9 protein-coding genes are annotated in these 14,569 nt (G+C 57.0%); 3 read left to right on the top strand and 6 right to left on the bottom strand.

Annotated elements, in window-relative coordinates; all coding sequences use genetic code 11:
* From APH25_RS08405 to APH25_RS08380, 6 genes are all read right to left on the bottom strand, one after another.
* The coding region (locus tag APH25_RS08405) for a hypothetical protein (RefSeq protein ID WP_156333147.1) at positions 1-625 on the bottom strand (625 nt) is incomplete at its 3' end.
* A 22-nt stretch (positions 626-647) separates the two neighbouring features.
* Positions 648-1,691, bottom strand: coding sequence for a UDP-glucose 4-epimerase GalE (galE, locus tag APH25_RS08400; RefSeq protein ID WP_060481603.1), 1,044 nt, complete (start codon positions 1,689-1,691; stop codon positions 648-650).
* 67 nt (positions 1,692-1,758) lie between these two features.
* Positions 1,759-4,170: a glycosyltransferase gene (locus APH25_RS08395; RefSeq protein WP_060481602.1), complete on the bottom strand. Its 2,412-nt coding sequence runs from the start codon at positions 4,168-4,170 to the stop codon at positions 1,759-1,761.
* A complete protein-coding gene (locus APH25_RS08390) occupies positions 4,167-6,638 on the bottom strand; it encodes a glycosyltransferase family 2 protein (protein WP_060481601.1) in 2,472 nt (823 codons plus the stop codon). The genes APH25_RS08395 and APH25_RS08390 overlap by 4 nt, the downstream gene beginning before the upstream one ends.
* Before the next feature lie 145 nt (positions 6,639-6,783).
* Positions 6,784-8,226, bottom strand: a complete 1,443-nt coding sequence (locus APH25_RS08385; RefSeq protein WP_060481600.1) for a DUF4214 domain-containing protein — start codon at positions 8,224-8,226, stop codon at positions 6,784-6,786.
* A gap of 17 nt (positions 8,227-8,243) precedes the next feature.
* Entirely contained in the window at positions 8,244-9,122 is an 879-nt protein-coding gene (locus APH25_RS08380) for a hypothetical protein (RefSeq protein ID WP_060481599.1), read from the bottom strand.
* A gap of 530 nt (positions 9,123-9,652) precedes the next feature.
* Here APH25_RS08380 and APH25_RS08375 point away from each other — a divergent pair.
* The 3 genes from APH25_RS08375 to APH25_RS08365 are packed head-to-tail and all read left to right on the top strand — an operon-like array spanning position 9,653 to position 14,202.
* Entirely contained in the window at positions 9,653-11,452 is a 1,800-nt protein-coding gene (locus APH25_RS08375) for a type I secretion system permease/ATPase (RefSeq protein WP_060481598.1), read from the top strand.
* Positions 11,453-11,464: 12 nt separating this feature from the next.
* Complete coding sequence (locus tag APH25_RS08370) at positions 11,465-12,790, top strand: HlyD family type I secretion periplasmic adaptor subunit (protein WP_060481597.1); 1,326 nt, start codon at positions 11,465-11,467, stop codon at positions 12,788-12,790.
* A complete protein-coding gene (locus APH25_RS08365; protein WP_060481596.1) occupies positions 12,787-14,202 on the top strand; it encodes a TolC family outer membrane protein in 1,416 nt (471 codons plus the stop codon). Before APH25_RS08370 ends, APH25_RS08365 begins: the two co-directional genes overlap by 4 nt.
* Positions 14,203-14,569 lie beyond the last annotated feature (367 nt).

Raw genomic sequence — 14,569 nt, 5'->3', positions numbered from 1 at the left:
TAGCGACATCATCCCTGTGGTAGCGCAAACAGGCGGACAGATTCTTTTTGTTACCCTTGCTATCCACAAGCCATAGCGTCACCCCAGGTTTGGCGATGCTCCACCCCGACAAGGCGCCCACCTTTCCGAGAATGGCTCCGCATAGGTCAATATGGGCCTTGGCTTGGGTAGAGCTTTCTAGTGGAAGTTCAGCAATATCCCAAGTTGCAGAAAATACTTTCTTCAATGGAAGCTTGTAAGCGTAAATTTTGCCTTCCAAGCTAAATGTGAGATAGGCATCTTCCGCTAAGGGTGCAGATAGCTCAGCAATCAACCGATAGCCTGTAATCTTTTGATTCTGGCCGCCCGCCAGTGATGCTTCAACATCAGGCCGAGCAATATGGGTAGTTTTGAATTGAAATGCTTTGCTAGACGTCGCGAGACAAAACTGCACATTCGGCTGTGTAGCCCACACACTCAGGCTGACTCTGCCCTCATCCTGTTCGACTTCATCCAGCTTGATGATGAACTTCTTGGAGCCGTTTTTAGTGCTCAGCGCGACCGGCTGTGCTCTTATATCTTGAAGCACCACTGGAGAAGCTGATTGGGTTTGGTTAGGCTCAGGGGCCACGGTTTCTGTATTCACTTTTATTTCCCAGAGGTGAATTTTACTGATTCTGACCGGACGCGTGCTGTGCGTATCCAGCAGGATAATTTACTTGCCACCTCCACGTATCTCGGATCATGTCTTCGAGATTGCGCGCGGCCGTCCAATCGAGTTCCTGCTGAGCCTTGGCCGGATCGGACCAGCTCTCAGCCACGTCCCCCGCACGCCGTGGAGCAAAGCAATAGGGTATCAACTGCCCAGTTACACGTTCGAAAGATTTAACAATGTCTAAAACGCTGTACCCCGTTCCTGTGCCGAGATTCCATACATGAAGGCCTTTGTTCTGGCTTATGTACTCAAGAGCTTTCAAGTGACCTATTACCAAGTCGACCACGTGAATATAGTCCCTCACTCCCGTTCCATCAGGCGTTGGATGATCATTGCCAAAAACCTTCAGTTCTTCGAGGGATCCGATTGCTACTTGGCTGATATAAGGCAGCAAATTGTTCGGGATTCCCTGAGGGTGTTCACCCATTAGTCCGCTCTCATGAGCACCGATTGGATTAAAGTAGCGCAGCAGTGCGATGTTCCAGCGTTCGTCTGATGCGCTGAAATCTCTAAGCATGTCTTCAATGATCAGCTTGGTGCGTCCATAGGGGTTAGTTGGCCTGCCAACTTCTGTACTTTCGCGTATGGGCATCTGCTGCGGATTTCCATATACCGTAGCAGAGGAGCTGAATACGAAGTTAAATACGGAGTGCTTTGCCATCGCTTGCAGTAGGGTTAAGGTGCCTGCTACATTGTTTTCGTAATATTTGGCGGGCTCCTTGACGCTCTCTCCGACTGCCTTCAAGCCGGCAAAGTGGAAAACCGCATCTATGTCGTAACTGCCGAAGATTCGGTCCAGCGTGTCACTGTCGCGGATGTCACCCTCCATAAAGTCAACGCGCTTACCACAAATCTTTTCAATATGCTCTAAGGCTGCCGCCGAGCTGTTGCAAAGGTTGTCCAGCACTACAACCTGATGCCCTTCCTCAAGCAATGCAAGGGCCGCATGAGAGCCTATATAGCCAGCGCCACCGGTCACCAAAATAATTTTGTTCATAAGATAAGTCCTTACTGTGACTCAGCGACATACGAGGAAAATTGATACAGCGCGTTCGTCATTAGCGCTAGTCCTGAGCTTTAATAATTGGGGCTGTGGTAGGCCTATATCGTTTCTTACCAATACAGGGCGCCAGTGCCAACCCGCCATAGGGACCACTCAGATAGTCTGCGCTCAGCGCTGGATGGTAGTAGTCATCTGTAGTTGGTGTGCTGGACCACCTATCGATAAAGCACTGCTGCTCACGCCTCGCTCGGGCCTGCCGCTCAGGTGTGTGATCTTTTCCACGGCTAGCTGATTCTGCATGTGTTAATTGTGCGGACGCGCTCCAAACCAAATCCAATCCTTGTTGACGAACTCGCAGGCACAGGTCGACGTCGTTAAATGCGATCGGAAACGCATGCTCATCCAGTCCGCCTACTGCTTCAAAGACCGCTTTACGCAATAGCAGGCATGCAGCCGTCACAGCGCTTTGCCGGCGGGTGATCTGATTCAGCCCCATGTATCCAGGGTCACGCTGCTCCAAATTATTGCCTGCGTGCGCAGCCAAACCGTTGACTCCCACGACCACCCCGCCATGCTGCACCATTTTGTTTGGCCACAGCAGCTTGGCGCCAACGGCGCCAACACCTGGCCTCAACACCTGCGATACCAGCTCTTCGAGCCAGTCGCCTTCGAGTACTTCGATATCGTTGTTAACCAAACCGATCACTTCGCCACTAGCAACGCTTGCTGCGCGGTTGTTGATAGTCGAGTAATTGAAGGGGTAGGGGTGGGATAGCACCTTGACACCGCGGTCGCGAAGCTCGGTGAGGTACGCCAGCGTTACTGGATCGCTTGATTGATTGTCGACAACGATGATTTCAAGATTAGGGTAGTCCGTGTCGTTTAGTAGCCCTTCAATGCAAGCATGCAGCAACTTGTACTGATCCCGCGTTGGCACGATGAGGCTTACACGGGGCAGTTCGGCTGGCAATGGCCAGCGCACCCTGAACAGCGCTGGATAATCTGCCACTTGGCTAACCGTGGCACCTGGGGCCAGTTGTCGGCATAGCCAGCTGAGAGCCTCTTGCCTTTGTGAGGACGGCTGGGCTTGCTCAGGGCTTGCGGGTGCGTGGAAAGCACGATGGTAGAGTACGCGCGGCAGGTGGGTAACCCGCGCATCGGCATGATCCGTTACCAATGCAACCCCGGCCATGAGATCGTGCCAATTTATAGGCCGGTGGCTTGCATTAGCCGTTAGCAACGCTATCGCTTGTTTAAGAATGTCGGCGCTGAATATCGCCCCAGGCGAATAGATATCTGCGCCGATGAACAGGTCTAGGTCCCATACTGGCTTCAGCCATGGCAAACTGCGCTCACCCTGTGGACCATCACGGTCGCAATCTGAATATGCCCATACGCTGCCATCGTCTAGCAAAGCGCTCAAGTGCGCCAATGCCAACGGTGCTAGACGATCACCTGCTATCATCGGCAAGATGCGATCACAGCCGACTTCAAGCAATTGCGCCACAGCTAGCAATATATCGTCAGGCGTGCTGGTAACCTCTTTGTAAATGCTGCTTCGGCAACGCCCTAGGCTGCTCAGGGTGATCAGTTCCAGCGCATTATCGCCATCGCTCAATATCAGCAATCCCAGCGTGCCCTTAGGGCTTGGCGTTGGCAGATTATCAAGACGTTGGAATGCCTCAAACCACTGGGGATACTGCTGCCAACCCGTGCTTTTAGGCATGCGTAAGGTTTGTTCCTTGGCGATTTGAGAAAGCAGGGTTAGCGTCGCACTATCATGTGTCGTGTCCAGTTGCTTGAGCAGTCCCTCTATACCTTCTGGCCGGCAGCACAGGCGAATGGGGCTTCCTGCCAGTGCGTGGCCAAGATCGTTGACGATATCAAGCACATGTATCCTTCCGTCGGCCAATTCCCAGGGTAGATCGATAGAGAAGCCGTGTTTACTGGACGTTCGATAGGCCAAGGCTTGATTGTGTTCGTCACAAGCAACCGTACCAATTACTCGGTCGCCTTCTCGCACCGTCACTTCAACGTGCCGATTAGGTGATTTCGGATCCCAGCACCAGCCAGCCACACGCAGACCGCCCGTGTGCCAAACCTGGGACGCGATACCTGCGCTGTCCTCACTAGGCGGGACCGGCAGCGAAAGTTGCCCCTTCAATACGAACGTATGATTAGCAATTTGAGCGGTAATCAACCGTGCGTCGTCAAGCCAGCCTTGACGAAGATGCACCGCAAAGCCGTGGAACTTGTCGCCCGTCGGCGCAGTCGGCTCGTATTGGTCAGCCCGCACAAGCGCCACGCTTGCTCCATCAATGAAAACCTCCACAACCGGACGGTACTCGTGCTGCGAGTTGTCCATCGCCCAGCCGTGCAGTACATCGCCTTGAAGACCGAGTATGGCCCCGCTGAAGTCAGGTTGAGTGACGGACACTTCCATCTGCGGTTTTTCCATAGCGTGTTCGGTCATTGGGTCGGGCTCAGGGTGAATGGCAAATTGTTAAGGTCGATGGAGCCGTCGTCGCTTCGCAGGGGGGTAGGGCTGGCAAACAGTGGTACGCCCAGTTGCTTCGCCAAGCCTGGCGCCATCCAGCCACTGCCAGAATTCATGGTCAGACTCAGTACACCATCGCAGCCAGCGGCTTGGGCACGCTCGGCCAGACTGAGGCCTTCCACTTCTGGTAAAAACCTCACACTACCGGTGGCCTGCAACTGATCCAGCGAAGGGCTATCGATGTGCACAAGCAAACTGATGGGTAGCCGGGTTTGGCTGATGTGACGAGCGGCATCCAGCCACTCAAGCGAAGTCCCCTGATCGCGCAGGCTGTCACCGATCATCAGCGATTGAGGCGCATGCGTGGGAGCCTCATCTTCAACCGGGGTTGCCTTCACCATGATCTTGGCGTCCGGTAACGCACCGCTATAGATGGGCTTCAGCGCGGGCCTCGGCACCACGACGCTTGCGGCCTCACGGGCAAACCGTTGCCAGTCGTAATCGCCCTGTTGATCCAGCAAGCGGTCATCACGGCACTGGATGCTATACGGAATGTCCAGCATTGCCGGCAGATCACATAAGCCCACGGGGCACCGCGCCAAGTGCTCATACACGATTGCCTGTATCGGTAGATTGCGCAGGCACTCGACCAATCGAGCCAAATCGTTCGGCACATCGAATTCAAGACTCAGCGGTAGTGGGCTCAATGGAGCGGTCAAGAGCACCCAGGTGCTGTGGCTGCTCTGGTGAAAACTCAGGCTGAAGTCGGCTTCTGGCATGGAGCCATCGTGAATGCGGAGTGTATGGTCAGTACCCGTTTGCCAGCATGCATTCCGCTGACTTGCCGGCTTACGCGCCAAGTGCTCAAGGCGAGCTTGCTGCAGGGTTTGGCGTGCAGGTTTGATGGGGTCGCGCAGGCAAAATGCTTTATAGCGCGCCGATGCGTCGGGGTAGCGTTTGCGCAGTGTGGCGTTGTTCATCGCCACACGCAGTACCTTCTCTGCACCAAACGAAATACCGCCCTGGTGCGCCACAAATACGTTAGGCGCCCCCATGTGGCGCCAGCCGTGGCTGCGAGCGCGCAGGCACCAGTCGGTTTCTTCACCGTAGCCCCGGGCCAGGTGCACCTCGTCCAAATAGCCGACCTTGTCCAGTGCAGCCCGCTTGATGTACAGGCAAAAGCCGCAGCCAGTCTCGATTTCAACGGGTGGGCTGGCCACCTGCCGGGCGAGTTCATCCAGTTCGGCCTGGGCCTTGGCGCTGGGCATCTCATGGCAGATCTGGCTACGGGGGAAGCTCATCAGCTCGCCGTTATTGGTGAACGGCGTTACCGATGCAATGCGTTCGTCGCTATAAGCCACTTCACGTAACCGATCCAGCCAGGCGCCGTGCACGCGGGTATCAGCGTTGAGCCACACCACATCTTTGTTTGGGCTAAGTGCCATGGCGCGGTTCATGGTACGGATGAAACCAAGGTTAACCGCGTTGTTGATCAACGTGATCTTGCCCTTGGCAGCCAGCACCTTGAGTGCCTTGGCCAGCGCAGGGACGGGCGTCTTGTCTTCGATGACCACCAGTCGGTGCGGGGTGCGATTCAGCTTGCGGGCGTCCAGCGCGCTGTTGATGCACTCCAGGGTTTCCTCAAGGCCGTTGTAGACCGGAATCAGTACGTCCACTGGGTTGTTTTCGCCGCCACCAACGCTGGCAGGTGGAACGAAGACCGGCATTGCGTAAACCGGGCTGCCAAGCAGAGGCGTGCCGTTGGCAAAGTGAAGGTGCACCGCAGGAGTGGGGTTAGGCACGCTCACCCGCAAACCACCGTGGGTAGCCGGCAGCCCCGCAGCGCTCAGCAACGGATGGGCGGTGTTGGCCGTTGCATTGATCCGCGCCCCATTGGCTTCGATAACGAGTGCTGCGGGTGCTTGCAGGTTTTGCAGATCAACTGCCCACCCTTGGATTTCCTTCTGCTCGGGCAGATAGCGCACCACGCCGATGGTACCCGGAGCATCGCTTTGCGCAGCGAGCAGCCTCAGTACCACTTCCAGCTCCTTGCCCGTATGGATGTCGGGCAAGTGGGCCAGAATCATGCGCCGCAACTCAGCAGGTGTTTCTGACCGGCCACGAGCCTCCCAAAGGGTCAGCCTCAGGGCGAGATCGTTGGGTTGAAGTTTCCACGCATTTGTAAGGTAACGCGTCGCCATCTCACAGCGGCCCTGTGCGAGCAGGCTGCGCCCTACCAGGGCATGGACGTCGGCCCGTTCGGGCAACGCCTTGGCGGCATTGGCAAAAAATAAAAAAGCCAGCTCGGGCGTCTGCGGCAATGCCGCGATGCCTTTCCATACGAGTGCTTCGGCCCGGTACTCGGGAATCTGCAACGCACGTTCGAGTGCAGTTGCCGCCGCGTCGTGCTCGTTGGCCTGACGGTGGCGGTGGAAGATGTCCATGAGCGTCTCTCGCCCATGGTCGAGTTGTCTGGACATAAGCTTGGCTTGGCTACAGATAATAAAAAGAGGGGCGACCCGAAAGCCGCCCCCTTTCACATACCCCCGGCCTTGCGGCCGGGCGTACGCTTCGCTACGACAGGGCTAGTTACACCTGGCCGTGCAGCACAACGACGTTGTCGATGTGTGCGATGGCTTCGGCGGAACCAACGATGCCCAGAGCGACGTCGGCGTGAGTGCCGCCGTTGTCCAGTACAGCTTCCCAAGCAGCTTTGCCTTCTGCATCGGCAGCGCGGCCGGTAGCAGACTGGTACAGAGCGTCGATGAAGTCGCTGTTGGACTTGTCAGCAGCTTCTACCGAGCCAACGATGCCTTTGGCAACGTCTGCACGGCTGGTGCCGTTGAACAGCTGGGATACCCAAGCGTCCAGGCCAGCTTCGTCGGCTTCGCGGCCCAGAACGCTGGTGTACAGGTCACGGACGAAGTCGCCGTTCGAAGCATCGCGCTCCTGAGCTTCCTGGGACACAGCGATACCAGCTGCTACGTCAGCCAGAGTGCCGCCGTTGGCCAGTACAGCTTCCCATGCGTCGGAACCAGCAGCGTCAGCGGCACGGCCCAGCAGGGTGGTGTACAGGTTGTTGATGCTGGCTTCGTTGGCAGCACCGGCGAACTCGGCAGAGTTCAGGAACTGGTTGGCGATGTCGGTCAGCGAAGTGCCGTCGTTCACCAGGCCGGTGAATGCCTTGGCGCCGCCAGCATCAGCGTCGCGGCCCAGGATGCCTTGGTACAGGCGCAGGGCAGCAGCTTCAGCGTCGCTGTGAGCCAGTGCTACGGTTTCGGTGGTGTCACCGTTCACGAAGGTCAGGAACTCAGCGTCGGTGATCGAGGCAGTTTGGTTGCCGGTCAAGTTGACGTTGTAGTTGTTGCCAACGGTGAAGGTGTAGTCATCACGCGAGCCGTCCAGCTGCACGATGTCGTAGCCAGCGCCGGCCTTGACGATGTCAGCGTGGTTGCTGCCGCTCAGGATGATGGTGTCATCGCCCGAACCGGTGGTGATGTTATTGTTGCCGTTGCCAGCGATAACGGTGTTGTTACCGTTGCCAGTCACGATGGTGTCGTTGCCGTCGCCAGCATCGATCAGGGTGTTCTGGTCGCCTTTGACGGTGATCACGTCGTCGCCGTTACCGGTAGCAACTACCAGTTCGATGGCCGAGGTGTCGACAGCGGCTGGGGCAATGGCAGCAGCCAGGGTTTGAACGTCGCCAGCGGCAGTTTGACCTTGCAGGTCAACAACCAGGTTGGCATCGCTCTGCAGCACGTAAGCGCTGACGCCAGCAGCTTCTGCAGCGGACAGGTCAACAGAAACCTGGTCGCCTTTGGCGCCTTCGACTTCGCCCAGGACGATGTCGGCAGTGCCGGTGGTTGGCAGCTGAACGGTGTTGCCGGTGATGCCGGCGATGCCGACGGTGTCAACGGTGTCCAGGTTCAGCAGGCTGTTGATGGCCGCCAGGGTGGTGTCGGAAAGGTTGGCGCTGTCTGCGCTCAGGGTAGCTTGCAGATCGCTGCTCGATTGAGGGCTATCGTATTGCATGATGTCTTCCTGTTACTTCAAGCCGTTTGGCCTGCTGCAATAGTATTCTGCTGTGACGCAGAGTTTTCCCACGGAGACTTAAGGCGGGCAGCGTTCATCTTCGTTACGGGGGTTACGGCGAGGTGCAACGCCACCAGCGGCTCATTGCCGGTGGGGCCGTGCATCATCTGATTGGTGACCAGGCGCTGAGGTTCCGCATTTCCAAATGCGAGCAGGCCGGTTAATTCATAGTGCTTGCGCAGGGGCCCTACCAGGCTGAAGCCTACGCATATCAGGGGCAAACCCTGGCCACGGGCACCAACGGTGGTGCCGGTGGATACATTGCGGCTGGGGCCGGAGCCGGCCACCATGCAGGTATAAAGCAGGTCGACTCCGGCAGGCTTGTTCGGAAGGTCTATTGCAAAGCATTCAATAAATTCGGTGCTGTTGGGCGCACCCACATAGCCATGCGCCGACACGACTTCGCCAGACTGCTGCATGTGTGCAGTAATCTTGACGGGAAGCGGGGTTGCGTCAGTGGGTAGCGCTTGGGCGGGTTCGGTGGCAACCACGGCGAACGTACGCATGATGGCCGGCGAGGTGTCGATGCGATCGATGCGCAAATCAACCGGGTCAATCACTGCGTCGAACATGTGGTATTCAGTGATCAGCACAGTAGTTACGCCGGCTTTCACGCGCGCAACGATGGTGTCGCCCAGCTTGGTCAGCATGTTCTTGCTGACGCCTTCGGCGGGGAAGAAATCGATAGAACCTTTGCCCAGGGGCGCTTGCTGCAGGGCGATGCAAACGGGCTTGTCTGCGGGGGGCTGCGAGGCATACCTGAAGATGTACATGCCCGGTTCGAGCAGTGTGACCCGAGAGCTGATTTTCAAGCCATCAAGGGTGTGCGAAGGCATAGACATGGCGTTGTTAAGCTCCTTTTAAGCAGTGACACTGGTAGCTAACGTGCTCAAACCCGTGCATACACTAAATGGCCATTGAAGGCTCCCTGCGAGAGGCGAAGATGCCGCCCGGGGGAGGGGATGTCAACCAAGAAATCTAAAAAAAATTTCATATGTGTGCGGAACTTAGCTATAACCGCGGTGATCGGTAGCGCAGTTCTGGCTATACCTGATCGTTTCGGTTGGAGAGTTTGGCACTCCAAAAAGTTCTACGGAGTCAGAGCATTATCTTGAGGGGGTGGTTTTTTTCTGGTGATCGTGGTTTTTTTGGCGCCGGTTTTCCTCGGCTCTGGCGGCCGCCGCCGTTTGTCGCTTGGTCACCGTTTAGTCGTAGTCGGGAAGCCATAACACCCCTGTTCGGCAAATTTCATCTAAAAGGTGCAGTTCGTCGCTGAACGAAGTGGACAGGGGAACAATCTGACACGCTGCCCTCCCGGCCGGGTGGTACACTGCCCGCCGCTTTCGCCATTCTCAGTACGGACGCCATGAGTTATCAATCCGAAAACAATCTGCAAGCCGCCCTCAAAGCCTGCAAAAGCAGCTTCCTTTCGGTAGGCTTCTTTAGTTTTTTTGTCAACGCGCTGATGCTGGTGCCCACCTTTTTCATGATTCAGGTGTCTGGCCGCGTCGTTCCTTCCAGTAGTACTTCAACCCTCCTTATGCTCACCCTGATCTTGACCATATTGGTCATCACAATGGGTGCACTGGAGTGGGTGAGGTCGCGCATCATGGTGCGGATCAGTAATCGCCTGGACGTACTGTTGAGCCGCGATGTGTATAGGGCAAGCTTCAAACGCGCGCTCAACAGCGGTGGCTCAGATGCTACAGCTCAGTCGCTGAACGACCTCACTTCGCTGCGTCAGTTTTTCACCGGTCCTGGTCTTTTTGCTTTCTTCGACGCGCCCTGGTTCCCCATTTACACCATCGTCATGTTCCTTTTCCATCCGTGGTTCGGCTGGATGACACTGATGTGCGGGTTGGTGCTGACGGTGTTGGCGGTTGTTAATCACAAGGTGACAGGGAGCGCCTTGGCCACCGCCAACAAGGAAAACGTGGCATCCAATGTGGTGACTACTAAAACCCTGCGTAATGCTGAAGTCATCGAGTCCATGGGCATGCTGGACACGCTGATGAACCGTTGGGCCAAACGCCAACGCAACATCATGCTGTTGCAGTCCGATGCCAGCGACAAAGGCGGGGTGGTCAGCTCGACATCCAAAACGTTCCGCATCTGGTCACAGTCCATAATGCTGGCCATTGGCGCTTACCTGGTTATTACCCACGAAATCAACCCAGGCCTGCTTATGGCAGGTTCTTTGTTGCTGGGTCGCGCACTTTCGCCGATTGATCAGATGATCGGCAGCTGGAAGGGGTTTGTCGCTGCGAAGGTTCAGTACGAGCGGCTAAACAAGGTAATGGATGATTTGAACAGCGAGCCTGAGCGCATGCCCCTGCCTGCACCAGAAGGCCATATCCAGGTTGAGAACCTGATCGTTGCACCACCAGGTGCTAAAGCGCCCGTGATACGCAGCATCAGTTTTGTAGCCCCGGCAGGCTCTATTGTTGGCATCGTGGGTCCAAGTGCCGCTGGTAAGTCCACCTTGGTGCGTGCGCTGATGGGTATTTGGCCGCCGCAACACGGCGTGGTACGTCTTGATGGGGCGGATATAGCCAGTTGGGACAAGCAAGCGCTTGGCCCGTATGTGGGTTACTTGCCTCAGGACATCGAGCTGTTTGAAGGCAGCATCAGCGAAAACATTGCCCGTTTTGACAAGGTGGACCCGGACAAGGTCGTAGACGCTGCGCAAATGGCTGGCGTGCACGAAATGATTCTGATGCTGCCGGACGGCTATGACACGGTCATCGGCAGTGATGGGGTCAACCTGTCGGGCGGACAGCGTCAGCGTATTGGCCTCGCTCGTGCCATCTACGGTAACCCGCGCCTGATCGTCCTAGATGAACCCAACTCAAACCTCGATGACATTGGTGAGCGTGCATTAGGCGTAGCGCTCCAAAAACTGAAAGAAACCGGCGCCACGGTGTTTATCGTTTCGCACCGCCCTAACATCCTCACGCGGCTTGACCGCATTCTGGTCATGGCAGGAGGCACCATTTCGCTGTATGGCGAACGCGACCGGGTTATCGCAGAGCTGGCGGCACAGCAGGCCAAGGCCCAGCAGCGCGTGGCCCAGCCAGCCGCGGCGCAGCCGCCTGCTGCCCCTAACGCGGCACCACCTGCGGCACCGGCTCCTGCGCCTGCGCCTTCGACCAGCACCGGCGCTTGAAAGGACTTCTAGATGAGCAGTAAAGCGATTACCGCGTTCGACCATAACTTCGATGACATGCCTACCTCTGATCGAGGCATTCGCCGTATTGGCCTGACTATCGTATTTGTCACTTTCGGTATCTTCGGTAGCTGGGCGGCGTTTGCGCCGTTGAGCAACGCCGTGCACGGTTCAGGCGTAGTCACCGTCCAGAACTATCGCAAGACCGTGCAGCATCTGGAGGGCGGCATCGTAAAAGAATTGCTTGCCCGCGATGGTGACTTGGTGAAGAAAGGTGACCCACTGATTGTGCTGGATGAGTCCCAGCTCAGCGCTGAATACGAGTCCACCCGTAACCAGTTGATCGTGGCTCGTTATAAAGAAGCGCGGCTACGCGCCGAGCGCGATGGGCTGGATTCAATCCCGCCGGTCACTATGGAAGGTACTGATTCTGATCGCGCCCAGGAAGCTATGGCGGGTGAGCAGCAGGTATTTATGGCCCGTCGCAATTCCCTGCAGGGTGAGATCTCCGTCAACCGCGAACGCATTCAGCAGATGAAGCAGCAAATTGCTGGGCTTAACGACATGATCGGTACCAAAAGCGGGCTGGAAAAATCGTATACCGGTGAAATCAAGCAGCTCAAAGAGCTGTTGGCTGAAGGTTTTGTGGATAACCAGCGCATGCTTGAGCAGGAGCGCAAGCTGGACATGCTGAAAACTGAAGTGGCCGATCACCGCTCGGGCATCACCCAGACTAAATTGCAAATTGGTGAAGCAGAGCTGCAGATTGTGCAACTGAAGAAGAAATTCGATTCTGATGTGGCCAAGGAGCTTTCGGATGTGCAGGCCCAAGTCTTCGATCTTCAGGAGAAAGAAGCCGCTTTGCGTGACCGCCTGTCTCGTGTGGTGATTCGTGCACCAGAGAGCGGGATGGTGCTTGATATGAAGGTGCACACCATTGGCGGCGTTATCAGTGCGGCAACGCCGATTCTGGATATTGTGCCCGCGCAGTCGGAGCTCGTGGTGGAAGCCAAAGTAGCCACCCGTGATATCGACCGCCTGGAGTTAGGTAAAACCGCAGACATCCGCTTTACCGCCTTCAATCAGGCGACCACGCCGGTTATCGAGGGCAAGCTGGTTCGCATCTCTGCTGATAGCCTGACTGAAGAGCGTACAGGGGATGCTTACTACCTGGTGCGTGTGCAGGTGACCCAAGATGGCATGAAGAAGCTCGGCAATCGCAAGCTACACCCCGGTATGCCTGCCGAGGTACTTATTAATGCCGGTGACCGCACCATGCTGCAGTACCTGTTGAAACCCGCCCGCAACATGTTCGCCGAATCGCTGATCGAGGAATGATTGTGCCGCGTTTGCTACCTGGAATGCTGATGTGCATGGTCGCCTTGCAGGCGGTTGCTGCTGATGAAAAAGGCTTAGCTGGCGAGCGCCCAAAGGCGGTATCGGCTTCGACCTATACGCTGGACTTGGCGGGCCTTTATCGTGAGGCTCGCCTGGAAGACCCAAGAGTGCTCGCCGCGTATGCCCGTGCACGCTCGGCCACCGCCCAGCAGCGCGAAGCCCTAGGCGGCCTGCTGCCGCAGGTGTCTGCCAACGCAAACACCAGCCGCGTCCTGCGCAAGAATGAAACCGCCCGCGACATCTACAACAACGAAACCTACTCCCTAAGCCTTACCCAGTACCTGTACAATAAGCCGGCCTGGGAGCGTTACCAAAAGTCCAAAAGCGTCAACGAGCAGAAAGGCCAGCAGGCCGAAGACACGCTGGCCGAAGCGACGGTTGATCTTGCCAAGCGCTATTTTGTAGCCCTCGCTGCCGACGACGAACTGGCCTTGGTCCAAGCCGAACGCCGTGCCACCCAGAAAAACCTGGACCGGGTCAGCAGCATGTTCGACCGCCAGATGGCCAAGATCACCGACAAGCTGGACATGCAGGCGCGGGTCGATTTTCTCGCTGCCCAGGAGGTTGATGCGCGCAATCAGGTGCAGGTCAGCCGCGAGGCGTTGGCCGAGGTGGTAGGCCGGCCTATCACCGAGCCCCTTAGCCGTGTACGTAACGACGTAGCGCTGCAGGCGCCCACGCGCCCCCTGCAACAGTGGATCACCCAGGCAGTTGAAGCCAACCCGCAGCTCAAGGCGTCCAAAAGTGGTGCCGAAGCGGCCATGGCTGCAGTGCGCGAAGGGAAGGGCGAGCATTACCCGCAGCTGTCCCTGAGCCTCAGCGCCCAGCAGAGTGACCAGGGTTACGACAACACCCAGGCGCCACGCAGCGACAGCTACGTCGCCACGTTGGGTGTGAAAATCCCGATCTACAGTGGTGGTTCGACCTCTGCCCGGGTGCGCGGCCTGTACGATGAGCAACTGGCAGCGGAAGAGCAGCTTGAAGGCGTGCGCCGTCAGGTGGTGAGAGAAACCACCACTGCCTACCTTACCGCCCAGGCTGCCGTAGAGAAAATCCGCGCCAACCGCAATGCGCTGTCTTCTGCCCAACAATCCAGCGTCGCGGCACAAAAGGCCTTCAGCTATGGCGTTGTGAACGCGGTGGATGTGTTGACCAGCGTGCAGAACGAATTCAAGGCCCGGCGTGATCTGCTTAAAACCCAGTATGACTTCATCACCAACCTGTTCTTGCTGAACCGCTGGGCGGGGGAGTTGAATCAGGAAAGTGTGGATAACGTGAATGTGTGGTTGAGCCCAGTGCCGGAAACCAGCTTGCCTGGGGGCGATGTGGCTCGGTTGGATGCGCGCCGTTGATGGGGGTTCGCCTTAATACGGCCTTTGCCTGATAGACCGAGTGCCGCCCGGGGCGGCGCTCGTTCTGACACCCGCCATATCCCTCACGGCGAACGCCCCCACAGTCCCGCTCCACCGATCTGGTTCGGAACATTCCTACACCAGCCACCCTGGCGATATCTTGCCCCGGAACTTATTCTCCACCACCGGTTCCTAACCCGTTCAACAAGGCCTGACCAGCGGCGTCCGGTGCTTCGGTGGTTTGCAAGTCGAGTAGTCCCCCCGACCTATGTATACTGCGGCATCGAACTGAATGCGCGCGGCTGGAAGCGCCGCGTCACGCCCAATAATCACACATGCCCGCACGGCACTATCGGAGTTGGTTAAG

Origin of the sequence: Pseudomonas sp. NBRC 111119 (assembly GCF_001320125.1) — a bacterium.
GTDB lineage: Bacteria > Pseudomonadota > Gammaproteobacteria > Pseudomonadales > Pseudomonadaceae > Aquipseudomonas > Aquipseudomonas parafulva.
The sequence above is the reverse complement of the archived record's forward strand: the minus strand, read 5'-3'. Positions and strand labels throughout refer to the sequence as shown.

Coding starts and splice junctions, on each gene's coding strand:
- galE (WP_060481603.1), bottom strand. CDS start 1,691: ATGAACAAAATTATTTTGGTGACCGGTGGCGCTGGCTATATAGGCTCT.
- APH25_RS08395 (WP_060481602.1), bottom strand. CDS start 4,170: ATGACCGAACACGCTATGGAAAAACCGCAGATGGAAGTGTCCGTCACT.
- APH25_RS08390 (WP_060481601.1), bottom strand. CDS start 6,638: ATGGACATCTTCCACCGCCACCGTCAGGCCAACGAGCACGACGCGGCG.
- APH25_RS08385 (WP_060481600.1), bottom strand. CDS start 8,226: ATGCAATACGATAGCCCTCAATCGAGCAGCGATCTGCAAGCTACCCTG.
- APH25_RS08380 (WP_060481599.1), bottom strand. CDS start 9,122: ATGCCTTCGCACACCCTTGATGGCTTGAAAATCAGCTCTCGGGTCACA.
- APH25_RS08375 (WP_060481598.1), top strand. CDS start 9,653: ATGAGTTATCAATCCGAAAACAATCTGCAAGCCGCCCTCAAAGCCTGC.
- APH25_RS08370 (WP_060481597.1), top strand. CDS start 11,465: ATGAGCAGTAAAGCGATTACCGCGTTCGACCATAACTTCGATGACATG.
- APH25_RS08365 (WP_060481596.1), top strand. CDS start 12,787: ATGATTGTGCCGCGTTTGCTACCTGGAATGCTGATGTGCATGGTCGCC.